The sequence below is a fragment of the Polynucleobacter sp. UK-FUSCHL-C3 genome, from assembly GCF_040409815.1.
Classification (GTDB): Bacteria; Pseudomonadota; Gammaproteobacteria; order Burkholderiales; family Burkholderiaceae; genus Polynucleobacter.
This window is the reverse complement of record NZ_CP099959.1, coordinates 1,241,343-1,264,532: the sequence shown is the minus strand read 5'-3', so window position 1 is coordinate 1,264,532 and position 23,190 is coordinate 1,241,343. Positions and strand designations below refer to the sequence as shown.

The 23,190-nt window shown below is 47.2% G+C and carries 25 protein-coding genes and 1 tRNA gene; 23 read left to right on the top strand and 3 right to left on the bottom strand.

The genetic code is table 11. The features are described 5' to 3' along the window. Positions 1 to 6: 6 nt before the first annotated feature. The 3 genes from NKE59_RS06420 to NKE59_RS06410 are packed head-to-tail and all read right to left on the bottom strand — an operon-like array spanning position 7 to position 1,600. Complete coding sequence (locus NKE59_RS06420) at positions 7 to 555, bottom strand: DUF3106 domain-containing protein (protein WP_353438154.1); 549 nt, start codon at positions 553 to 555, stop codon at positions 7 to 9. Between the two features lie 2 nt (positions 556 to 557). Then, positions 558 to 1,028, bottom strand: coding sequence for a DUF3619 family protein (locus tag NKE59_RS06415; protein ID WP_353438153.1), 471 nt, complete (start codon positions 1,026 to 1,028; stop codon positions 558 to 560). A gap of 2 nt (positions 1,029 to 1,030) precedes the next feature. After that, the gene (locus NKE59_RS06410; protein ID WP_353438152.1) at positions 1,031 to 1,600 is read right to left on the bottom strand and encodes an RNA polymerase sigma factor; all 570 of its coding nucleotides are present in this window, start codon (positions 1,598 to 1,600) and stop codon (positions 1,031 to 1,033) included. Positions 1,601 to 1,843: 243 nt separating this feature from the next. Here NKE59_RS06410 and NKE59_RS06405 point away from each other — a divergent pair, with 243 nt between their 5' ends. From NKE59_RS06405 to nuoK, 23 genes are all read left to right on the top strand, one after another. Next, a complete protein-coding gene (locus tag NKE59_RS06405) occupies positions 1,844 to 3,643 on the top strand; it encodes an acetolactate synthase 3 catalytic subunit (protein ID WP_353438151.1) in 1,800 nt (599 codons plus the stop codon). Continuing rightward, on the top strand, positions 3,643 to 4,134 hold the full coding sequence (gene ilvN / locus NKE59_RS06400) for an acetolactate synthase small subunit (RefSeq protein ID WP_353438150.1): 492 nt from the start codon (positions 3,643 to 3,645) through the stop codon (positions 4,132 to 4,134). Before NKE59_RS06405 ends, ilvN begins: the two co-directional genes overlap by 1 nt. A 35-nt stretch (positions 4,135 to 4,169) precedes the next feature. Next, positions 4,170 to 5,186 (top strand): ketol-acid reductoisomerase, encoded by a 1,017-nt coding sequence (gene ilvC, locus NKE59_RS06395; protein ID WP_353438149.1) that lies wholly within the window; start codon positions 4,170 to 4,172, stop codon positions 5,184 to 5,186. A gap of 22 nt (positions 5,187 to 5,208) precedes the next feature. Beyond that, entirely contained in the window at positions 5,209 to 5,856 is a 648-nt protein-coding gene (locus NKE59_RS06390) for a phosphatidylserine decarboxylase (RefSeq protein ID WP_353438148.1), read from the top strand. 3 nt (positions 5,857 to 5,859) lie between these two features. Then, a complete protein-coding gene (gene pssA, locus NKE59_RS06385) occupies positions 5,860 to 6,735 on the top strand; it encodes a CDP-diacylglycerol--serine O-phosphatidyltransferase (protein ID WP_353438147.1) in 876 nt (291 codons plus the stop codon). A gap of 187 nt (positions 6,736 to 6,922) precedes the next feature. Continuing rightward, positions 6,923 to 8,470, top strand: coding sequence for a 2-isopropylmalate synthase (locus tag NKE59_RS06380; protein ID WP_353438146.1), 1,548 nt, complete (start codon positions 6,923 to 6,925; stop codon positions 8,468 to 8,470). Positions 8,471 to 8,635: 165 nt separating this feature from the next. Further along, a complete protein-coding gene (rpsO, locus tag NKE59_RS06375; RefSeq protein ID WP_353438145.1) occupies positions 8,636 to 8,905 on the top strand; it encodes a 30S ribosomal protein S15 in 270 nt (89 codons plus the stop codon). Between the two features lie 226 nt (positions 8,906 to 9,131). Then, positions 9,132 to 11,273, top strand: a complete 2,142-nt coding sequence (gene pnp / locus NKE59_RS06370; protein ID WP_353438144.1) for a polyribonucleotide nucleotidyltransferase — start codon at positions 9,132 to 9,134, stop codon at positions 11,271 to 11,273. A 16-nt stretch (positions 11,274 to 11,289) separates the two neighbouring features. After that, complete coding sequence (locus NKE59_RS06365) at positions 11,290 to 12,288, top strand: NAD(P)H-quinone oxidoreductase (RefSeq protein ID WP_353438143.1); 999 nt, start codon at positions 11,290 to 11,292, stop codon at positions 12,286 to 12,288. Between the two features lie 12 nt (positions 12,289 to 12,300). Further along, the gene (tpiA, locus tag NKE59_RS06360) at positions 12,301 to 13,050 is read left to right on the top strand and encodes a triose-phosphate isomerase (RefSeq protein WP_353438142.1); all 750 of its coding nucleotides are present in this window, start codon (positions 12,301 to 12,303) and stop codon (positions 13,048 to 13,050) included. A gap of 41 nt (positions 13,051 to 13,091) precedes the next feature. After that, positions 13,092 to 13,463: a preprotein translocase subunit SecG gene (secG, locus tag NKE59_RS06355; protein WP_353438141.1), complete on the top strand. Its 372-nt coding sequence runs from the start codon at positions 13,092 to 13,094 to the stop codon at positions 13,461 to 13,463. Positions 13,464 to 13,528: 65 nt separating this feature from the next. Continuing rightward, positions 13,529 to 13,613 (top strand) — tRNA-Leu (locus NKE59_RS06350). A gap of 118 nt (positions 13,614 to 13,731) precedes the next feature. Next, on the top strand, positions 13,732 to 14,091 hold the full coding sequence (locus NKE59_RS06345) for an NADH-quinone oxidoreductase subunit A (protein WP_353438140.1): 360 nt from the start codon (positions 13,732 to 13,734) through the stop codon (positions 14,089 to 14,091). A 6-nt stretch (positions 14,092 to 14,097) separates the two neighbouring features. Continuing rightward, complete coding sequence (locus NKE59_RS06340) at positions 14,098 to 14,580, top strand: NADH-quinone oxidoreductase subunit B family protein (protein ID WP_353438139.1); 483 nt, start codon at positions 14,098 to 14,100, stop codon at positions 14,578 to 14,580. A 1-nt stretch (position 14,581) separates the two neighbouring features. Beyond that, complete coding sequence (locus tag NKE59_RS06335) at positions 14,582 to 15,181, top strand: NADH-quinone oxidoreductase subunit C (RefSeq protein ID WP_353438138.1); 600 nt, start codon at positions 14,582 to 14,584, stop codon at positions 15,179 to 15,181. Next, on the top strand, positions 15,181 to 16,434 hold the full coding sequence (locus NKE59_RS06330; protein WP_353438137.1) for an NADH-quinone oxidoreductase subunit D: 1,254 nt from the start codon (positions 15,181 to 15,183) through the stop codon (positions 16,432 to 16,434). Before NKE59_RS06335 ends, NKE59_RS06330 begins: the two co-directional genes overlap by 1 nt. Before the next feature lie 18 nt (positions 16,435 to 16,452). Beyond that, entirely contained in the window at positions 16,453 to 16,953 is a 501-nt protein-coding gene (nuoE, locus tag NKE59_RS06325) for an NADH-quinone oxidoreductase subunit NuoE (RefSeq protein WP_353439927.1), read from the top strand. Then, entirely contained in the window at positions 16,950 to 18,254 is a 1,305-nt protein-coding gene (nuoF, locus tag NKE59_RS06320; protein WP_353438136.1) for an NADH-quinone oxidoreductase subunit NuoF, read from the top strand. Before nuoE ends, nuoF begins: the two co-directional genes overlap by 4 nt. Before the next feature lie 18 nt (positions 18,255 to 18,272). Next, on the top strand, positions 18,273 to 20,630 hold the full coding sequence (gene nuoG / locus NKE59_RS06315; RefSeq protein WP_353439926.1) for an NADH-quinone oxidoreductase subunit NuoG: 2,358 nt from the start codon (positions 18,273 to 18,275) through the stop codon (positions 20,628 to 20,630). 8 nt (positions 20,631 to 20,638) lie between these two features. Continuing rightward, entirely contained in the window at positions 20,639 to 21,712 is a 1,074-nt protein-coding gene (nuoH, locus tag NKE59_RS06310) for an NADH-quinone oxidoreductase subunit NuoH (protein ID WP_353438135.1), read from the top strand. 6 nt (positions 21,713 to 21,718) lie between these two features. Further along, the gene (gene nuoI / locus NKE59_RS06305; protein ID WP_353438134.1) at positions 21,719 to 22,210 is read left to right on the top strand and encodes an NADH-quinone oxidoreductase subunit NuoI; all 492 of its coding nucleotides are present in this window, start codon (positions 21,719 to 21,721) and stop codon (positions 22,208 to 22,210) included. Between the two features lie 7 nt (positions 22,211 to 22,217). Then, the gene (locus tag NKE59_RS06300; protein ID WP_353438133.1) at positions 22,218 to 22,883 is read left to right on the top strand and encodes an NADH-quinone oxidoreductase subunit J; all 666 of its coding nucleotides are present in this window, start codon (positions 22,218 to 22,220) and stop codon (positions 22,881 to 22,883) included. Further along, positions 22,880 to 23,188, top strand: coding sequence for an NADH-quinone oxidoreductase subunit NuoK (gene nuoK / locus NKE59_RS06295; protein WP_353438132.1), 309 nt, complete (start codon positions 22,880 to 22,882; stop codon positions 23,186 to 23,188). The genes NKE59_RS06300 and nuoK overlap by 4 nt, the downstream gene beginning before the upstream one ends. Positions 23,189 to 23,190 lie beyond the last annotated feature (2 nt).

Genomic DNA, 23,190 nt, shown 5'->3' with positions numbered 1-23,190 from the left:
CTCAGTTTATTTGATTGTGGGGTTTGATGAGGGGGCACTGGTATTGTTAAGTACCGGCCGAGGTTGGATCGCTGGTGAGCTAACCGCCCCTGTTTTTTTCTGAGCACGTTCTTGTTGGGCTAACTTTTGTTTCTCTTCTTCGCTTAATTGTTGATAGGCCTCCCAAGCAGCCTTTTTTTGCTCTGGCGGAAATTGCAAGCTGGATAAGTAATTATCGCGTGCCATCCGCCGATCTTTTTGGGGAAGCTTTGACCACTCCGACATACGCCCTTGAAGGCGCTCTTGATCTGCAGATGACATCGAGGGGTAGCGATCTGCCACTTTTAACCATTTCACTTTACTATTTTGGTTGAAGGTATTCCAATCAGATTCGAGTGAGGCAAGAACAGTTTGTTGTAACGGACTTAGGTTTGGCCAATCTAACTTTGTTCCCTTTTTTCGCGAGCTACTCTCTTGAGTTTTTTGATTGACGCTTGGCTCTTGGGCTGCGGTAGCCGTGGGAAGAATCAGGCAAGACAAGGTCAGAACATATGCCGAGAGCGCAGCTCTTTTCATGACTAAATTTTCTCGTCTTCCGCTTTTTTCTCTTCCACCTCAGGCTTGGCAACCGTCTTCATTTTTAGATAGGCCATGTAGCCGTTATCTGCAAATGCGTTTGGCGGAACATCGTCGGTTAGAAGGGCGATATCTACTGTAGCGATATCTTTAATCCGCATATCTTCTTGCCATTCGGTAATCGCAATGAGCCCCAACACAACAACTACGAGGGGGATTAGCCATGTGCCAAATGACCAAAGAGGATAATTAGGCCTTGGCGCATTGAGGCGATGGCCTACAGTAGCCATTTGTCGATCTAGGACGAGAATGGACTCTGGTTTGGCACGACCTATTGCTAGAGTTCGTGATTGCAATAGCCGTTCTTGAACAGCGCTATCTAGCTGTTGACTTTGTGAATCCAAGAGCTTGGCAACGCGTTTGCCAAATTGGTCCTCAATGTCTGATTTATGCATTTGGTTGTTTGTTTCCATCTTCACAGCACAATTCCTTTGGCTTTTAAGGCAGCGGCCAAAGTATTGGTGGCCCGGGAACAATGGGTTTTAACGCTTCCCTCGCTGCACCCCATGGCGAGAGCTGTTTCGGCCGTACTTAGCTCATCCCAATAACGCATGAGGAAGGCCTCTCGTTGACGAATTGGCAATTTTGTTATTTCAGCCTCTAGGATAGCCAATAACTGACTTTGTGCGAGCTTTTCCTCCCCGTCTTGGGATATTTGGGCATCATCCCTGATTTCAAGCAGTTCTAGAGGGTCAAAGCTTTCCTCGCCATCTTGACCAGAGCCCAGGGAGGAGAAAGAGGTTTCATAGGTATTGCGGACCTTTTGGCGTCTAAACCAGTCATGAATCCGATTTTGGAGAATTCGGGTGAAGATCAAAGGGAGTTCGCTAGCAGGGCGATCGGCATACTTTTCAGCCAGACTAATCATGGCATCCTGAACAATGTCTAGGGCGCTGGCATCATCCCGAACGGCATAAACAGCCTGTTTAAAGGCCTTTTTCTCAATACTGGCTAGGAAAAGGTTCAGTTCTTGGGCGGATGCCATTCTAAATCTGGGGCTTGCGGGATAGGTTAAAGGAGGACAATTTAGCTTATAAATCGATCTGAATTAAGGGCTTAGCTCGCTCATTCTAGGCTATTGCTTTACAATATAAGGCTTACCGCAAAGAAACCATCCAAGAAGTGGCTTTAATTTTCTGCGCGGCGGTGCCGTTCGAACCCGGACCATAAGTATGGGACAGAACAGCCTAAACAATTTTTTGCCGAAAATTGCAAAGGAAAAGGAAAAATGAATACAACAAGCGCTGAATTTTTAGCTAGCAAAGCTAGTCAAGCCCCAGGTGGGGTAATTTCAGAAAATAATACGCCACCCTCTGGTCCAGAAATGATTGGTGCAGAGATGCTGGTTCATGCTCTCCATGCTGAAGGCGTGGAATACGTCTGGGGCTATCCTGGCGGAGCAGTTCTCTTTATTTATGACGAGATATTCAAGCAAGATAAGTTTGAACATATACTTGTACGCCATGAGCAAGCTGCTGTGCATGCTGCTGATGGTTATGCCCGTGCAACCGGTAAGGTTGGTGTTGCACTTGTAACCTCAGGTCCTGGAGTGACCAATGCGGTTACTGGTATTGCTACTGCATATACCGATTCGATTCCCATGGTGATCATTACCGGCAACGTGCCAACCTATGCTATTGGTGAGGATGCTTTCCAAGAAGCGGATACCGTTGGTATTACGCGTCCGATCGTAAAACATAACTTTCTAGTAAAAGACGTTAAAGATCTTGCTTTGACCTTAAAGAAGGCATTTCATATTGCGCGCACTGGCCGACCTGGCCCGGTCTTAGTGGATATTCCAAAGGATGTATCGGCAACTAAGGGCGCGTTTGTTTACCCAGACACTCTCAATATGCGTTCCTACAATCCAGTGGTTAAGGGTCATAGCGGACAAATTCGGAAAGCTGTTTCTCTGCTGCAAGAGGCGGAACGCCCGTACATTTATACCGGTGGCGGCATCATCATGGCAGAAGCTGCTCCCCAATTAAAAGAGTTTGCTGAGCTGTTAGGTTACCCAGTCACCAATACATTGATGGGCTTGGGAGGATTTCCAGGTACTCACCAGCAGTTTGTTGGTATGCTCGGAATGCATGGTACCTACGAGGCCAATATGGCTATGCAGCACTGCGATGTATTGATTGCAATTGGCGCGCGTTTTGATGATCGTGTAATTGGTAACCCAGCGCACTTTGCAAGCCATCCACGCAAAATTATTCATATTGATATTGATCCGTCTGTGATCTCTAAGCGCGTCAAGGTCGATGTGCCAATCGTCGGCGACCTCAAAGAGATCTTGGCAGATATGTCAGCACAGATTCGGAGTGCGCCTGCCCGAAAGAATCAAGCGAAGGTTAAAGCCTGGTGGGATCAGATTGCACAGTGGCAAACAAAAGATTGTCTTAAGTACGATCGTGAGTCACAAATTGTGAAGCCGCAGTATGTGGTTCAAAAACTTTGGGAGTTAACAAAAGGTGATGCGTATGTTTGCTCCGATGTAGGTCAACACCAAATGTGGGCGGCCCAGTTCTATAAGTTTGATGAACCTCGTCGCTGGATTAACTCAGGTGGTCTTGGCACGATGGGTGTTGGCTTGCCCTATGCCATGGGGATTAAGAAAGCCTTCCCTGATAAAGAGGTGGTCACCATCACGGGTGAGGGTTCCATACAAATGTGTATTCAAGAACTCTCTACGCTCACGCAATACAACACGCCAATTAAGATTGTGTCCTTGAATAATCGTTACTTAGGTATGGTTCGTCAATGGCAGGAACTTACCTATAGCAAACGTTATTCCAGCTCATATATGGATTCTTTACCGGACTTTGTGAAGCTTGCGGAGGCTTATGGGCATGTCGGTATGCGGATTGAGACCAAGGCTGATGTTGAGCCAGCACTTAAAGAGGCCCTAAAACTTAAGGATAGAACTGTATTTATGGATTTCCAGATCGATCCAGAGGAAAATGTTTGGCCAATGGTGCAAGCTGGCAAGGGCATTAGCGAGATGTTGCTTGGAAGTGAGGATTTGTAATGCGCCACATTATTTCTGTATTGCTGGAGAATGAACCTGGCGCTTTATCACGGGTGGTTGGTCTTTTCTCAGCGCGCGGTTACAACATTGAGACCTTAAGCGTTGCACCTACTGAAGATCCATCACTATCGCGTATGACGATTGTGACCATTGGCTCTGATGATGTGATTGAACAAATCACAAAACATCTAAATCGCTTGGTTGAGGTTGTTAAGGTTTTTGATTTGACAGAGGGGGCGCATTTAGAGCGCGAGCTCATGATGATTAAAGTCCGTGCAGTTGGTAAAGAGCGAGAAGAGCTCAAGCGCACCGCCGATATTTTTAGAGGACGCATTATTGATGTGACCGATAAAAGTTACACCATTGAGCTGACTGGTGTGAGTAGTAAGCTCGATGCATTTATCAGCGCAATTGATCGTGCATCCATTCTTGAGACAGTGCGTTCAGGTGGATCAGGTATTGGTCGCGGTGAACGGATTCTCAAGGTTTAATTTCAATTATTCTTCGTTTAATTTAAGGAAAAAGTATGAAAGTTTTTTATGACAAGGACGCCGATCTGTCCCTGATCAAAGGTAAAAAAGTAACGATCATTGGTTACGGTTCACAGGGTCATGCGCATGCACAGAACTTGAACGACTCAGGCGTGAAGGTGACGGTTGGTTTGCGTAAAGACGGCGCCTCATGGAAAAAAGCAGCTAATGCTGGCTTGCAGGTGAAAGAGGTTGCTGAGGCTGTGAAGGATGCCGATGTGGTCATGATGCTTCTACCAGATGAGCAAATCGGTGAAGTCTATAAGAGTGAAGTGCATGGCAATATGAAGCAGGGTGCAGCCCTAGCATTTGCTCATGGCTTTAATGTGCATTATGGACAAGTGGTGCCACGGGCTGATTTGGATGTCATCATGATTGCTCCAAAGGCTCCAGGCCATACTGTACGCAGCACCTACACCCAAGGCGGCGGTGTTCCGCATCTCATCGCTGTATATCAAGATAAATCGGGTGCAGCACGTGATTTAGCACTTTCCTATGCAACTGCTAATGGTGGTGGTCGTGCTGGCGTGATTGAAACTAATTTCCGCGAAGAAACCGAAACGGATTTGTTCGGTGAGCAGGCAGTGCTTTGTGGCGGTACCGTTGAGTTAATCAAAGCAGGATACGAGACCTTAGTAGAAGCAGGCTACGCACCAGAAATGGCGTACTTTGAGTGTTTGCATGAGCTCAAGTTAATTGTTGACCTGATTTACGAAGGCGGCATCGCTAATATGAACTACTCGATCTCGAATAATGCCGAGTACGGTGAGTACGTAACGGGTCCCAAGATAGTAACGGAAGAGACAAAAAATGCGATGCGTAAAGCATTACATGATATTCAGACGGGTGAGTATGCTAAGAGCTTTATCCTTGAAAATCGGGCTGGCGCTCCAACTCTCATGTCACGTCGTCGCTTAACGGCTGACCATGAGATCGAGGTGGTAGGTGCAAAACTCCGTGCCATGATGCCTTGGATTGCAAAGAACAAATTAGTAGATCAATCCAAGAACTAATTTAGAGAAAGTAGATCAACTTATGATGTATCCACACCCCATCATCGCTAAAGAGGGATGGTTGTATTTGGTAGTGATCGGGGTGCTTGCATTTATCGTGCATCGCATTGGTGGACTCTTTTGGTCTTGGCCCCTCTGGCTATTTTTTGTCTTCACCCTCCAGTTTTTTCGTGATCCGCAACGCATTGTTCCCTTGGGTAAAGACCTGGTTATCTCTCCAGCCGATGGAAGGATCGTAGTGGTTGAGAAAGCACACGATCCTTATGCTAATCGTGAGGCATTGAAGATTAGTGTTTTTATGAATGTATTCAATGTGCATTCCAATCGCTGTGCTGTGAGCGGCTTGATTAAACAGGTGACTTACTTTCCTGGTAAGTTCTTTAATGCCAGTATTGATAAAGCTTCGACTGAGAACGAGCGCAATGCGGTGGTGATTGATGCGAACGGCAAAATAGTAACCCTGGTTCAAATTGCTGGTTTAGTAGCGCGTCGTATTCTTTGCTACATCCACGTCAATGATCGAGTTAAGCGGGGAGAGCGTTACGGCTTTATTCGGTTTGGTTCACGGGTAGATGTTTATTTACCCTTAGAGGCAGAGCCATTGGTCAGTGTTGGTGAAAAAATATTTGCAACGAATACTGCTTTAGCCCGCCTACCAGGCTTGGATTAATCGATGTTGCCACGCCGTAAATTTCGTCAAGATCGTCTCCGTTTTTTAAGGAGTAGAAACGTACGACGCGATGATTGGGACGGCAATGACGAGTCGCTTGATGAGGATCCCATCTCCTTGCCCGCAAGACCGCGCAGTAAAAGTATTTATTTATTGCCTAATGCATTTACGACGGCAGCGTTATTCTGTGGATTCTTTGCAATCGTAAACGCCATGAACCATCGTTTTGAGGTCGCAGCCATTGCTATTTTTGCTTCCTTGGTCTTAGACGGTATGGATGGACGCATTGCCCGCATGACCAATACGCAAAGTGCTTTTGGTGAGCAATACGACTCATTAGCTGATATGGTCTCTTTTGGAGTAGCCCCCGCCTTGGTGGCGTATGAGTGGGTCTTAAAAGATCTTGGTAAGTGGGGCTGGTTGGCTGCCTTTACGTATTGTGCTGGAGCTGCTTTACGCTTAGCCCGCTTTAATGCCAACATTGGTGTGGTCGATAAGAAATTTTTTCAGGGCCTTCCCAGCCCGGCTGCCGCTGCTTTAATTGCCGGTTTTATTTGGCTAGCGGATGACAATAAGATTCCGGTTAAGGATTCAGCAATTCCGATCGTGACCTTTTTCATCACCATCTATGCGGGACTCACGATGGTATCGAATGCACGTTTCTATAGCGGTAAGGCTTTGGATGTTCGCTACCGCGTCCCTTTTTGGGTTATGGTGTTAGTGATTCTAGGCTTTGTCCTGATATCTACAAATCCACCCCTCACCTTATTTGGTGTATTCGTGGTGTACGCCTTATCGGGTTACGTGCTGTGGCTTTGGGAGAGGGCAACAGGACGTCGAATTGGTGGGGAAACCACAGCCATCCACAAATCAGATTAAATGCGGTATAGTTAAGTCATGTTATTGAAACCAAGCGCGCTTTTACTACTTCTACTGGCACTGGGCCTTAGGCTCGGGGCGGGTCGCGCTTAGCAAAATGAATTCGTAGTTACTAGCTAACCAACCAGCCCCAGCCAAACAGCTGGGGTTTTTGTTTATGGAACTGTGCAGTTAAAGAGGAAATACTATGGGCGACAAATTAATTATTTTTGATACCACCTTGCGAGATGGTGAGCAATCACCCGGTGCATCCATGACTCGTGACGAAAAAGTGCGGATTGCACGTCAGCTTGAGCGCTTGCGCGTGGATGTGATTGAAGCTGGTTTTGCAGCGAGTTCCGAAGGCGACTTTGCTGCTATTAGCGCAGTTGCCGCCGCTGTGAAAGACTCTATTGTTTGCTCCTTAGCTCGAGCTAATGAGGCTGATATCACGCGCGCAGCCGATGCCCTAAAGCCTGCTCAAGCTAAACGGATTCATGTGTTTCTGGCAACCAGTGCCTTACATATGGAAAAGAAATTACGAATGACCCCTGATCAGGTATTCGAGCAGGCGAAGAAATCAATTCGTTTTGCTAGAAATTTGGCAGGCGATATCGAGTTTTCTCCCGAAGACGGCTATCGCTCAGATATGGATTTCTTATGCCGAGTTTTGGAGTCAGTAATCGCTGAGGGTGCAACGACCATCAATGTTCCTGATACCGTGGGCTATGCAGTTCCTGAGTTGTATGGCGAGTTCATCAAAACTTTGCGTACGCGGATACCAAACTCAGATAAGGCGATTTGGTCTGTGCATTGCCATAATGATTTAGGTATGGGGGTAGCGAATTCCTTGGCAGGAGTTCATATTGGGGGTGCCCGTCAAGTGGAGTGCACTATCAATGGTCTTGGCGAGCGTGCTGGTAATACCTCTTTAGAGGAAATTGTGATGGCAGTTCGTACCCGTAAGGATTTCTTTAAATTAGAGTTAGGCATTGATACGAAACAAATTGTGCCGGCATCTAAATTGGTTTCACAAATTACTGGTTTTGTAGTGCAGCCTAATAAAGCAGTTGTCGGTGCGAACGCATTTGCTCATGCCTCTGGGATTCATCAAGATGGTGTTTTGAAAGCACGGGATACCTACGAGATTATGCGTGCCGAGGATGTGGGTTGGGCAACCAATCGGATCGTGCTTGGTAAGTTATCTGGGCGGAATGCCTTTAAGCAACGTATTCAGGAGTTAGGCATTGTCTTGGACTCCGAGAGTGAGCTTAACGATGCCTTCGCACGTTTTAAGGCATTGGCTGATCAAAAAGCAGAGATCTTTGATGAGGACATTACCTCTTTGATGTCAGATTCATCCATAACCGACCAGGGTGAGTACTTTAGTTTTGTATCCTTAAACCAACATTCTGAGACCGGTGAGAAGCCAACAGCGAAAGTCGTGTTCAAGATGGGCGGTAAGGATGTGCATTCGGAGTCTGAGGGCAATGGTCCTGTCGATGCTACTTTGCATGCGATCGAGACCGAGGCGAAGAGTGGCGCCGAGTTATTGTTGTATTCCGTTAATGCGATTACATCGGGTACGGAATCACAAGGGGAGGTCACTGTGCGTCTCTCAAAGGGCGGGCGGATTGTGAATGGCGTCGGCATGGATCCAGACATCATTGCAGCGTCGGCCAAAGCCTATTTGGCGGCTTTGAACAAATTGCATGATCCCAACGCGATTAAGCTCAACGCGCAAATGGCCCCATAAATTTATAAGTTATTGATTTATATAGATTTATACAATGCCTAGCCCATGCCCTCATAAAAAGAGGGTTGGGTCTGTTAGAATGCTGAGGCTTTGATTTATAAAGCATTTTTATTAACACGGCATATCGGGTGCAAGCTCGAGTGTTCGCACGTATGGAGTATGAATATGGCAGTTGCAGACATTAATAAGGCGGAAATCGTCCAGCAAAACGCGCGTGACGCAAACGATACGGGTAGCCCAGAAGTTCAAGTGGCTTTGTTAACCGCTCGTATCAACGAACTTACCCCCCATTTCAAGGCAAACGCAAAAGATCATCACAGCCGTCGTGGCTTGTTGAAGATGGTCTCGCGCCGCCGCCGTCTCTTGGATTACCTCAAGGGCAAAGATCTGGACCGTTATCGCGCGCTGATCGACAAACTCGGCTTACGTAAGTAACTTCCGACTGTTTTTGTCAGCATTGCAATGAAGTAGGGCTCTTGCCAAATGGGCGGGGCTTTACTTTGAGTGGTTCTAGATGACCGGCTTCTAGGGATCGTGTCATTCCAATGAACTTCTTGAGGAAGAGGTTCATTGGAATGGCATCCCAATTGGGTTTTTCTATCAATCACTCCAGTGATATCGCGGCGCTGCTTATCCGCGAAGTATTTATTTGGAGAAAACGATGTCAATATTTAATAAAGTAGTAAAAACTTTCCAATGGGGTCAGCATACTGTCACCATGGAAACTGGCGAAATTGCTCGCCAATCGAGCGGCGCTGTCATGCTCAATATGGATGACACGGTTGTCTTAGCAACCGTAGTGGGTGCAAAGACCGCTAAGGCTGGTCAAGACTTTTTCCCTTTGACCGTTGATTACATTGAGAAGACCTATTCCGCAGGAAAAATCCCAGGTGGATTCTTTCGACGTGAAGGACGTCCATCTGAAGGCGAGACCTTAACCTCTCGCTTAATCGATCGTCCCATTCGTCCATTATTTCTAGAAGGCTTCTACAATGAAGTTCAAGTGGTTGTTCATGTAATGTCGATCAATCCAGATGTGCCCGCCGATATTCCTGCTTTGATCGCGTCCTCTGCTGCACTCGCTATCTCAGGTATCCCATTTAATGGCCCAATGGGCGCTGCTCGTGTTGGTTACCGAGATGGTCAATACTTATTGAATCCAAATCGCTCAGAGCAAACCACTAGCGAGCTAGATTTAATAGTAGCAGGCACTCAAGCAGCCGTATTGATGGTTGAGTCTGAGGCTCAGCAGTTATCTGAGTCTGTGATGTTGGGCGCCGTCGTGTATGGCCATGAGCAAGCGCAAATTGCTATTAATGCTATTCAAGAACTAGTCCGTGAGGCCGGTAAGCCAGAGTGGGATTGGAAGCCTGCTGCTAAAAATGAGGGACTGATTGCTAAATTACAAAGCTTGGCTGAAGGCCCACTGCGTGAGGCGTATCAAATTCGTCAGAAGCAAGCCCGCTCTACTAAGATCAAAGAAGTAGTTGCTAATGTGATGACCCAATTGTCTGCGGATGGTGAGGTCGACGAAGTCGAGGTAGGTAATCTTTTATTTGAGATCGAAGCGAAGATCGTTCGTAGTCAGATTTTGAATGGTGAGCCACGGATTGATGGCCGCGATACACGCACTGTTCGTCCCATTGAGATTCGGAATGGCGTATTGCCCCGCACACATGGCTCTGCACTCTTTACTCGTGGTGAGACTCAAGCGCTGGTTGTTGCTACTTTGGGTACCGCACGCGATGAGCAAATTATTGATGCACTAGAGGGTGAGTATCGTGATCGCTTTATGTTCCACTACAACATGCCTCCATTCGCAACTGGCGAGACTGGTCGCGTAGGTACGCCAAAGCGTCGTGAGATTGGTCATGGTCGTTTAGCAAAACGTGCCTTGATTCCAGTGTTGCCGAGCTTAGAAGATTTTGCTTACAGTATTCGTTTGGTCTCAGAGATTACTGAATCCAATGGTTCGTCTTCCATGGCATCGGTATGTGGTGGTTGCTTAGCATTGATGGACGCAGGCGTGCCTGTTAAAGCACACGTTGCTGGTGTCGCAATGGGTCTGATTTTGGATGGCAATCGCTTTGCAGTATTAACCGACATCTTGGGTGATGAGGATCACTTGGGCGATATGGACTTTAAGGTTGCTGGTACCGCAAATGGTATTACTGCCCTACAGATGGATATTAAGGTGCAGGGTATTACCAAAGAAATTATGCAAGTTGCATTAGCGCAAGCTCAAGAAGGACGTTTACACATCCTTAGCAAGATGCAAGAGGCAATGGGTTCTGTGCGCACTGAGCTATCAGAGCACGCACCCCGTATGGTGAGCTTTAAGATTCATCCAGACAAGATCCGTGAGGTGATTGGTAAAGGTGGTGCAACGATTCAGGCTTTGACTAAAGAGACCGGTTGCAGCATTGACATTAAAGATGATGGCACCGTAACAATTGCCTCTACGAGCGCTGAAGGAATGGCGGAAGCAAAGTCACGCATTGAGGGCATTACCGCTGAAGCAGAAGTTGGCAAAATATACGAAGGCCCAGTTGTTAAGCTTCTCGAGTTTGGCGCATTAGTCAATATCCTCCCTGGTAAGGACGGTCTCCTGCATATCTCCGAGATCTCCGATGAGCGTGTCAAAGACGTCAAGGACCATTTGCAAGAAGGTCAAATTGTGCGAGTTAAGTTATTGGCTGCTGATGAACGTGGCCGTCTACGACTTTCCATGAAGGCGCTCTTAGCTCAAGATGGTGGTGCAAGTAATTCAGAAATGAGTGCAAGCTCCAACGAGACCACCTAAACGCAGGAGATTTGCAATGCGCGTGATGGAGATTCGGGAATTTGGTGCACCGGAGATGTTGGTCAAAGCAGAACGACCGGATCCGGTAGTGCCTGCTTCAGGCTCGGGAGAGATATTAATTCGGGTGAAGGCATCAGGCATTAATCGTCCTGATGTTTTGCAACGAAAAGGGCACTATCCCGTTCCTGCTGGCGCATCCGATATTCCTGGCTTGGAAGTTGCCGGAGAAGTTATTGGTGGTGATTTGGCACACAGCGATAACAGTCTGGGTTTAAAGATAGGCGACCGGGTTTGTGCATTGGTTCAGGGTGGTGGCTATGCCGATCTTTGCATTGCACCAATCGCACAATGCTTACCTTACCCAAACGGCTTTAGTGATGTTGAGGCAGCATCACTTCCAGAAACTTTCTTTACCGTGTGGAGCAATGTCTTTCAGCGTGGCCAGCTTAGCGCTGGAGAAACTTTATTAGTTCAGGGTGGCTCAAGCGGGATTGGTGTGACCGCCATCATGCTGGCTAAGGCCATGGGTCACCGTGTTTTTGTAACGGCTGGTAACGATGAAAAATGTGCTGCTTGTATCAAACTCGGCGCAGATGTGGCGATCAACTATAAAACTCAAGACTTTGTGGAAGAGGTTAAGAAGGTCACCAATGGCAAAGGTGTTGATGTGATTTTAGATATGGTCACAGGCACCTACTTGCAACGAGAAATTGACTGTCTTGCAGATGATGGACGTATCGTGGTGATTGCGATTATGGGTGGCTCCAAATCAGAGGTCAATACAGGTCAGATATTGCGCCGTCGTTTGACTGTGACAGGTTCAACACTAAGGCCACGCCCAGTGTCATTCAAGCGTCAGATTGCCAAAGAGCTTTATGAGCATGTATGGCCCTTGCTCAATTCGGGCGCATTAAAGCCAGTAATTTATAAAACATTTTCCCTGGAACAGGCTGCTGATGCCCATCGTTTGATGGAGTCTAGTGAGCATGTCGGGAAAATTATTCTGACTGCGTAATTCGGATCAACCATGCGCGCACTCACTGTCATCGGTAATTGGAAGATGAATGGCAGTCTTTCTATCAATCAAGCATGGATGCAATCGGTTGGCGAAGGTATGCAATGCGGTATGCCTGCGGGTCGTCGTTTTGGTGTGTGTGTTCCATTCCCTTATTTACATCAGTGCTCACAATTATTAGCAAGTAGTCAGCTTCTGCTTGGGGCTCAGGATGTTTCTGCGCATGAGTCAGGTGCATATACGGGTGAGGTCAGTGCGGTAATGCTTCAAGAGATGGGTGTCCGTTTTGCAATCGTTGGTCATTCCGAACGGCGCATGCAGTACGGCGAAGCAAATGAAACGATTGCACTGAAGGCAGGAGCCGCTTTGGATCATGAGATTACACCTATTATTTGTGTAGGCGAGACTGCTGATGAACGAAATTCTGGGCGTGCGATTGAGGCCGTGAGGCGTCAAGTTGCTAGCCAAGTCAGTACCTTACAAGATCGCTTGGTTGATTGTTTAATTGCCTATGAACCTATTTGGGCTATCGGCACAGGTAAAGTTGCGAGCGCTCAAATGGCTCAAGATATGCATCGGGCTATTCGTCTACAGTTAGCAGAGTTTGATCATGACGTGTCAGCGCATATTGGGATTATTTATGGGGGTAGCGTGCGCGCAGATAATGCAACTGAGTTATTTGCAATGCCCGATATAGATGGCGGTTTAGTAGGCGGATCATCCTTGGATGCCCAAGAATTTTTAGCAATTTGCCGAGCATAGTTTGCTTGACGAACTAACTGATTTATTTATGGAGAAATTATATGGAGTGGCTTAAAACTTTATTTGTTGTGTTGCAGGTGGTCTCAGCCTTGGCCATTATTGGTTTGGTACTAATCCAACAGGGTAAGGGCGCTGATATGGGTGCTGCTTTTGGATCTGGGTCCTCGGGAAGTGTTTTTGGTGCTTCAGGTTCTGCCAATTTTCTATCGCGCACTACCGCTGTGTTTGCTGTTATCTTTTTTGTGAGCACGCTTGGTATCACCTGGTTGGGTAGTAAAAAGCCTGTTGAGTCAGGGGTTTTATCAAACTCAACCCTGCCAGCAGTAGCGCCTGCTCAGCAGGGTAGTCAATCTGTTCCAGCACCTGCAGCGGCAGGGGGTACAGAGCCAGCAAAGCCGGTCGTACCAAAGTAATTGTGACCCATTAAAAAGGGTGCAATGCAGTAGAATCGTGGGTTGTTGTAGGGCTTTTCCAAGATGCCGACGTGGTGAAATTGGTAGACACGCTATCTTGAGGGGGTAGTGGCTTAGGCTGTGCGAGTTCGAGTCTCGCCGTCGGCACCAATATGGATTAGTTTTGTTCGGGAATTCTTGGAGTCTTTGTCGTAAATCAAGAGTTCATTTATTGAAATCGTACATAATTTTTTTGTGTTTTTGGAATAAAACTGACGCAGGATAGAAGTTGAACCTTTCAAATTACTTCCCAGTGCTGTTGTTCATACTTGTCGGTATCGGTGTGGGATTGGCTCCTATTATTCTCGGTAAAGTTTTAGCTCCCTCCAAACCTGATTCAGAAAAAGTTTCTCCATACGAGTGCGGCTTTGAGGCCTTCGAAGATGCTCGTATGAAATTCGATGTGCGTTATTACCTCATCGCCATCCTCTTCATTTTGTTTGATCTCGAAACTGCATTTTTATTTCCCTGGGGTGTTGCCTTGAGGGATATTGGCTGGGAAGGCTACTTTGCGATGGTTGTTTTCTTGCTTGAATTCATTATTGGTTTTGTCTATATCTGGAAAAAGGGCGCCCTTGATTGGGAGTAAGCGTAGATGGCACTTGAAGGTGTTCTAAAACAAGGTTTCGTTACTACCTCGGCAGATCAGTTAATCAACTGGACCAGGACTGGCTCTTTATGGCCTATGACCTTTGGTTTGGCATGCTGTGCTGTTGAGATGATGCACGCTGGTGCATCACGCTATGACCTAGATCGTTTTGGTGTTGTGTTTCGTCCTTCTCCACGCCAATCGGATTTAATGATTGTGGCGGGCACTCTCTGCAATAAGATGGCACCCGCTTTGCGTAAGGTTTATGATCAAATGCCTGAGCCTCGTTGGGTTCTATCCATGGGTTCTTGTGCCAATGGCGGTGGTTACTATCACTATTCGTATTCTGTGGTGCGCGGTTGCGATCGTATCGTGCCTGTCGATGTTTATGTCCCTGGTTGCCCGCCCACAGCAGAGGCACTGATTTACGGAATTATTCAGTTACAAGCCAAGATTGGTCGCACCAGCACGATTGCGCGTAAGGGTTGAGATGTCAGAGCGCTTAGAGCAACTTCGTCAACAGTTAGACCGTGCGCTTGGTGATCGTATGAAGAGTTCTGTGATCGCGCACAATGAGCTAACGATTGTGCTTGATGCGGCACACTATGCCGAAGCAGCCAAGTTGTTACGTGATGACCCCAGCCTCTCGTTTGAGCAGTTAATAGATCTATGTGGTGTTGACTACAAAGATTATGCAGATGGAGCGTGGAGTGGTCGACGATTTGCGGTCGTGAGTCACTTACTGTCTGTAAAACACAATCAACGCTTAAGGGTTAGAGTATTTGCGCCCGACGATGACTATCCATTGCTTGCATCAATGGTGCCGATCTGGAACTCTGCTAATTGGTTCGAGCGTGAGGCATTTGATTTGTTTGGCATCTTGTTTGATGGACACGATGATTTGCGTCGCATCCTTACTGATTATGGCTTTATTGGTCACCCTTTCAGAAAAGACTTCCCAGTATCGGGCACTGTAGAGATGCGCTATGACCCTGAGTTAAAGCGCGTAGTCTATCAGCCAGTTACGATCGAGCCTCGCGAGGTAACACCCCGAGTGATTCGTGAAGATCAATATGGTGGATTAAACTAATGGCTGAGATTAAGAACTACACCCTTAATTTTGGACCACAGCATCCTGCTGCTCATGGTGTATTGCGCTTGGTGCTAGAGCTTGATGGCGAAGTGATTCAGAGAGCAGATCCGCATATTGGCTTATTGCATCGCGCTACCGAGAAATTAGCCGAGACTAGAACCTGGATCCAAAACGTTCCCTATATGGATCGCTTGGATTACGTCTCAATGATGGTGAATGAGCATGCCTATGTAATGGCTATCGAGAAGTTATTGGATGTAGAAGTGCCGATTCGGGCGCAATACATTCGGGTTATGTTTGATGAGCTTACCCGACTACTTAACCATTTACTCTGGGTTGGATGTCACGGTCTTGACGTTGGTGCGATGGCAATATTCTTATATGCCTTCCGAGACCGTGAAGATATTTTTGATATGTATGAAGCAGTATCTGGTGCACGGATGCACGCTGCTTACTATCGCCCCGGGGGTGTATATCGCGATCTTCCTGAGCAGATGCCTCAGTATACGAAGTCAGCCATCCGAAGTGAGGGGGCTGTTAAGCGTTTAAATGAGAACCGTAGTGGGTCTTTGTTAGATTTCATTGAAGATTTTAGTAATCGTTTTCCTGCCAATGTCGATGAGTACAACAACCTCTTAACTGATAACCGAATTTGGAAGCAGCGCCTGGTAGGTATTGGCGTTGTGACACCAGAGCGAGCATTGCAAATGGGCTTTACTGGCCCAATGCTGCGCGGTTCTGGCATCGAATGGGACTTGCGCAAGAAGCAACCCTATGAGGTCTATGACAAGTTGAACTTTGATATCCCCGTGGGTGTGAATGGCGATAGTTATGACCGCTATTTAGTTCGCATGGAGGAGATGCGTCAATCCAATCACATTATTGCCCAGTGTGTGAAATGGTTACGCGCTAATCCTGGGCCAGTCATGAGCGATAACCATAAAGTAGCCCCTCCTAATCGAGTGGACATGAAGACCAATATGGAAGAACTGATTCATCACTTCAAACTATTCACCGAAGGTATTCATGTGCCAGCAGGTGAAGCGTATGCTGCTGTTGAGCATCCAAAGGGTGAGTTCGGTATTTATCTCATGTCGGATGGTGCCAATAAGCCATATCGCTTGAAGATTAGGGCTCCCGGCTTTGCGCATTTAGCTGCCATGGATGAGATGTCGCGCGGTCACATGATTGCTGATGCGGTCACCATTATTGGTACTCAAGACATTGTGTTTGGTGAGATTGATCGATAAATGAATGCCATGAACTCTATCTTCTCCTCCAAAACTCTCGCTGAGATGGATCGCAATATTGCTAAGTATCCGCCTGAGCAAAAACAATCAGCCGTTATGGCATGTCTGATTGCTGCTCAAGAAGAGCATGGTTGGGTATCCCCGGCCATCATCGCAGAAGTTGCCGGCATTCTGGATATGCCGACCATTGCGGTAGAAGAGGTCGCTACTTTTTATAATATGTATGAGACCAAGCCCATCGGTCAGTTCAAGTTAGTAATTTGTACTAATTTGCCATGCCAACTCTCGCATGGCGAAGAAGCAGCCGATTACCTCAAGAAAAAATTAGGCATTAACTTTAATGAGACCACTTCCTGCGGTACTTTTACCCTCAAAGAGGGGGAGTGCATGGGCGTATGCGGGGACTCCCCCGTGTTACTCGTTAATAATCATCGGATGTGCAGTTTTATGAGTCACGACAAGATCGATGCTCTCCTAGACGAGCTGAAGTCTCAAGCTAAAAAGGGAGTCTCGGCATGAGTAGTTTGCACAGTCGGCATATTAAGCCCTTAATTCTGGCTGGTTTGGACGGTCAAAACTGGCGTCTCAAAGATTATGAGGCGCGTGGTGGTTATCAGCAATTAAAGCGCATCTTGAGCGAGAAAATTACCCCCGAAGCAGTCATTGCTGAAGTAAAAGCCTCAGCATTACGTGGCCGTGGCGGCGCTGGATTTCCAACCGGCTTAAAGTGGAGCTTCATGCCTAAGAACTACCAAGGCGTGAAATACTTAGTTTGCAATAGCGATGAAGGTGAGCCCGGCACATTTAAAGACCGAGACATCATGCGTTATAACCCGCATGCCCTGATCGAAGGCATGATCATTGGGGCCTATGCGATGGGTATCTCTACAGGATATAACTATATTCATGGTGAGATCTGGGAGGTGTATGAGCGGTTTGAAGAAGCTCTAGAAGAAGCACGCGCTGCTGGCTATCTTGGCCAGTCAATTATGGGGAGCGAACTTCACTTTCAATTGCATGCCGTACCCGGATTTGGTGCCTATATCTGCGGTGAGGAAACAGCTCTTCTAGAGTCTCTAGAAGGTAAAAAGGGTCAGCCACGCTTTAAGCCACCATTCCCTGCCAACTTTGGTTTGTATGGCAAACCGACCACTATTAATAACACCGAAACCTTTGCAGCAGTACCTTTTCTGTTAGCAATAGGTTCTGAGGCTTATCTCAAATTAGGTAAACCCAATAATGGCGGCACCAAGATATTCTCGGTTTCAGGGGATGTTACCTACCCTGGTAATTATGAGATTCCATTGGGCACCCCATTTGCAGAGTTACTAAAGCTCGCAGGCGGCGTTCGCAATGGTAAGCAGTTGAAGGCGGTTATTCCAGGCGGTTCATCCGCACCGGTCCTGCCCAGCAACATCATGATGGATATCACCATGGACTACGATGCAATCTCCAAGGCTGGATCGATGTTGGGTTCGGGCGCAGTCATTGTGATGGATGAGACTCGCTGTATGGTGCGCTCACTCCTGCGCCTTTCTTACTTCTATCACGAAGAGTCGTGCGGTCAGTGCACACCTTGTCGTGAGGGTACTGGCTGGCTCTGGCGTATCGTCAACCGTATTGAGCATGGCCAAGGACGCCCGGAAGATTTAGATCTTCTTAGGGACGTTGCTGGAAATATTCAGGGTCGTACCATTTGTGCCTTGGGTGATGCGGCTGCGATGCCAGTGCAAGGAATGCTCAAGCATTACATGGATGAGTTTGCGTATCACGTCGAGCATAAACGTTGCTTAGTCTCTTCTTATGCAAAGGCAGCCTAAGTAATGAGTGCGATCAATATGATTGAGATCCACGTTGATGGAAAGCCCGTTGAGGTTCCTCAGGGTTCGATGGTGATGCATGCCACCAATAAATTAGGTACCTATGTCCCTCATTTTTGCTATCACAAGAAATTATCGATCGCTGCCAATTGCAGGATGTGCTTGGTCGAAGTAGAAAAAGCACCTAAAGCACTCCCAGCCTGTGCCACTCCTGTGATGGTTGGTATGAAGGTCTACACACATTCCGCAAAAGCAGTCGAAGCACAAAAATCAGTTATGGAGTTCTTACTCATTAACCATCCTCTGGATTGCCCGATTTGTGATCAGGGTGGTGAGTGTCAGTTACAAGATCTTGCAGTGGGTTATGGCAAGTCAAGCTCTCGCTATAAAGAAGAGAAGCGGGTCGTTTTCCACAAGAACGTGGGCCCATTGATTTCCATGGAAGAGATGTCGCGCTGTATTCATTGCACGCGGTGCGTTCGCTTTGGTCAGGAAGTGGCTGGAGTGATGGAACTAGGCATGATTAATCGTGGCGAGCATTCTGAGATCACCACCTTTGTTGGTCAGACCGTTGACTCTGAGCTATCCGGCAACATGATTGACATTTGCCCAGTAGGCGCATTAACAAGCAAACCATTCCGCTATGCCGCTCGTACCTGGGAGTTGGTGCGTAAACGCTCGCTGAGTCCACACGATTCATTGGGCGCTAACACTACCGTGCAAACCAAGGCTAATCGAGTTATGCGCGTAGTCGCTCTCGAGAACGAAGATATTAATGAATGCTGGATTAGCGATCGTGATCGGTTTGCCTACGAAGGTCTAAATAGTAATGATCGCCTAACCACGCCGATGGTCAAGCAGAATGGTCAATGGCTAGAAACCGATTGGCAATCTGCACTGGATTATGTAGTGCATTCCTTGGGAGATATTCAGGAGCAGCATGGCGCTAAGGCCCTGGCAGCATTGGCCCATCCAATCTCAAGCGTAGAAGAACTATATCTCTTGCAAAAGGTGATGCGCGGCCTTGGGGCTGATCAAGTGGAGACCCGCTTGCGTCAGATTGATACGCGCGGCGCCGCTCACGGAGCTTGGCTGGGGTTGCCAATTGCCGAGATTAATCAGCTTAAGCGTGTTTTGGTGATTGGTAGTCATTTGCGTAAAGATCAGCCATTGCTGGCTGCACGCATACGAACCGCAACCAAGCGCGGTTTACAGGTGTATCGATTAGACGCAGGGGGTAATGATTGGTTAATACCGATTACCACTCATCTTCATAGCACTCCCAGTCAGTGGATCAATCAGTTGACCGAAATTGCGAGTGCGGTTGCTAAAGCTAAATCATTAGCATTGCCAACTGGAGCACCAACTAGCGCAATATCAGCCGAGGCTCAAGTGATTGCCGATCAGCTGCTTGCTGGTTCTAAAGGGGAGAGCCCTGAAGCACAAGCCATTTTCTTGGGGTCTATGGCAATCGCTCATCCTAATGCCTCTGATCTACATGTCTTGGCAGAGTTTATTGCCACGCATACAGGTGCCCGATTAGGATTCTTAAGCGAGGGTGGTAATGCTGTTGGTGCTCAGGTAGTCGGCGCCACTCAAGGCAGTCACGGTAGCGTAGAAAGTATCTTGCACAGCAATGCGCGTGCCTACGTTTTGATGAATATTGAACCCTTGATGGATTTACCTAATCCTCAGCAAACCCGTGCGGCACTCTCTAAGGCCGATACAGTGATTGCGATGAGTGCGTATACAAGCCCTGATCTGCTTGAGTTAGCTGATGTCATTTTACCGATTACGCCCTATACCGAGACCGTGGGCAGTTTTGTAAATCTTGCAGGGCAGGCACAAACCATTCAGCCTGCAGTTCGCCCTCTAGCCGATGCTAGACCTGCTTGGAAAGTATTGCGAGCAATTGGTAGTCTTCTTAAACTAGAAGGCTTCTTGTATTACCTACCCGAAGAGGTTTATGCGGATGCTCTTACAAAACCGCTTGCAGAGGTCCTTGATAATGGCTTTACAGCAAACGCGCAGGTTATTAACAAGACCCCTCTATCAGGATCGATCCAGAGGATTGCGGATCAAGCAATTTATGCCTCTGATGCCATCGTGCGTCGTGCACCATCTTTACAGCTCACACGTGATGCTAAGTCAGCCAGACAAGTTGGCCTGGGTGAGGCTTTGTTGAGTCAATTGGGCTTAAAAGAGGGAGATTTAGTTACTGTAAGCCAAGCAGGTCAAACGATCGAGGCTTCTGTGGCCTTAATGCCTGGTTTGGCAAATGGCGCGGTGCGTATCTCCGTTGCAACGGAGCTCAGCTGTCAATTAGGTCCCATGTTTGGGGAGGTATCCGTTACCAAAGTGGCGGTTACTGCTTAAAGATAATCATGACAGATCTTTTAAATACCATCACGACCCAAGGCGCAGAGCTCTTTGGTCCCACATGGCCATTGGTGTGGACCTTGGTTAAGATCGTGGTGATTGTTCTGCCGATGTTTGCTGCAGTTGCATACCTCACCTTGTGGGAGCGCAAGCTAATTGGCTGGATGCATATTCGTTTAGGCCCTAATCGCGTTGGCCCCTTGGGTTTATTACAACCAATTGCAGATGCCCTAAAGCTATTGATGAAGGAGATTATTTCTCCGGCCCGTGCAAGTCATGCTTTATACATCATTGCACCCTTGATGGTGCTCACCCCTGCTTTTGCTGCTTGGGCAGTAATGCCATTTCAGGCAGAACTTGTTCTAGCAGATGTGAATGCTGGTTTGCTCTACATCATGGCAATTACCTCGGTGGGTGTTTATGGCGTGATCTTAGCGGGCTGGGCATCAAACTCAAAGTATCCTTTCTTGGGTGCAATGCGCGCATCGGCACAAATGATCTCGTATGAGATTGCTATGGGCTTTGCACTGGTATCTGTATTAATGGTTGCAGGCTCTCTTAATTTGAGCAATATCGTTCATTCGCAAGAGGTCGGTTACTTCGCCAGCATAGGACTCAATTTCCTTTCTTGGAACTGGTTACCGCTTTTGCCAATGTTCGTGATTTACTTCATATCAGGCGTTGCTGAAACCAATCGACATCCATTTGATGTTGTGGAAGGGGAGTCGGAGATTGTTGCGGGCCATATGGTCGAGTACTCGGGTATGGCATTTGCATTGTTCTTCCTCGCTGAATACGCCAATATGATCTTGATTGCGGCTTTAGCATCAACCATGTTCTTAGGCGGTTGGTTACCGATTCTTGATATACCGGTCTTACGCGATATCCCAGGCTTCTTCTGGTTATTTGCCAAGACCTTCTTCTTGCTTTCTTGCTTTATTTGGTTACGGGCGACTTTGCCACGTTACCGCTATGACCAAATTATGCGTCTGGGTTGGAAGGTCTTTATCCCCTTAACGGTATTTTGGGTCCTTGTGGTTGGAGCTTGGATTTTGTCCCCATGGAATATCTGGAGCTAAGCGATTATGTTTAAACGAATCTCCCAGTTCTTAGATAGCTTGATGCTAAAAGACGTGCTCACTGGTATGTCTATCACAGGCCGTTATTTGTTTAAGCCAAAGATTACTGTTCAGTACCCTGAAGAGAAGACACCCTTGTCGCCACGTTTTAGGGGTTTACATGCCTTACGTCGCTATCCAAATGGGGAAGAGCGTTGCATTGCTTGCAAACTATGCGAAGCGGTGTGTCCTGCTTTAGCTATTTCAATCGAGTCGGATCAACGAGAGGATGGTACTCGTAGAACCACGCGCTATGACATCGATTTAACCAAGTGCATCTTCTGTGGATTTTGCGAAGAGGCTTGCCCAGTTGATGCGATTGTCGAAACGAATATCTTTGAATACTTTGGTGATAAGCGGGGCGATTTGTATTTCACGAAAGAGATGTTGCTGGCGGTTGGCGACGAGTATGAAAAGCAAATTGCAGCAAACCGTGAGGCCGACGCACCATATCGATAATTGATTTATGAACTTTGATCCATCGACTCTCTTCGCAGTGTTCTTCTACGCCTTTGCTGGCCTGTTAGTTATTTCTGCATTGCGCGTAGTGACCGTCTCAAACCCAGTACATGCTGCCTTATTCCTGGTCTTGGCCTTCTTTAGTGCATCAGGTATTTGGATGCTTCTTAAGGCTGAGTTTCTTAGCTTAATTCTGATCTTGGTTTATGTGGGTGCCGTGATGGTGCTATTTTTGTTTGTGGTGATGATGCTCGATCTTGATTTAGCCCATCTACGCCGTGATTTCAAGAAATACCTCCCCTTAGCAATGCTCATTGGGGTGGTCATCATCTTGGAGTTATCGATTGTTCTAATCCGCGGATTTATTGGTACCAGTTCGCCAGTCAATATCCTGCCAGAAGTGGTCTCTGCTAACAATACCCAGGCCTTGGGATATCTAATGTTTACAGACTATCTGTACGCCTTTGAAATCGCCGGAATCATTCTCTTGGTGGCGATTATTGCTGCGGTGGCATTGACCTTGCGTAAGCGCAAGGACGTTAAGGGACAAAACATTGCGGAGCAGGTGGCCGTTAAGGCAAAAGATCGGATGCGGATTGTATCCATGGATTCGAGTAATGAGGCTAAGCAGGATCGAAAGTCTAAATCGTCTGAGACTGAGAGTAAATCATGACCATCACGCTTGCCCACTATCTTGTCCTTGGTGCCATTCTCTTTGCAATTAGCGTAGTTGGTATCTTTTTAAATCGTCGTAATGTGATTATTTTGTTGATGGCTATTGAGCTAATGCTATTGGCCGTCAATATGAACTTTGTAGCTTTCTCCCATTATTTGGGCGATATGGCAGGACAAGTATTTGTATTCTTCATTTTGACCGTCGCTGCTGCAGAAGCCGCTATTGGTTTAGCAATCCTGGTGGTTCTGTTTCGTAAAGTGGACACCATTAATGCCGAAGACTTGGATCATCTCAAAGGCTAATC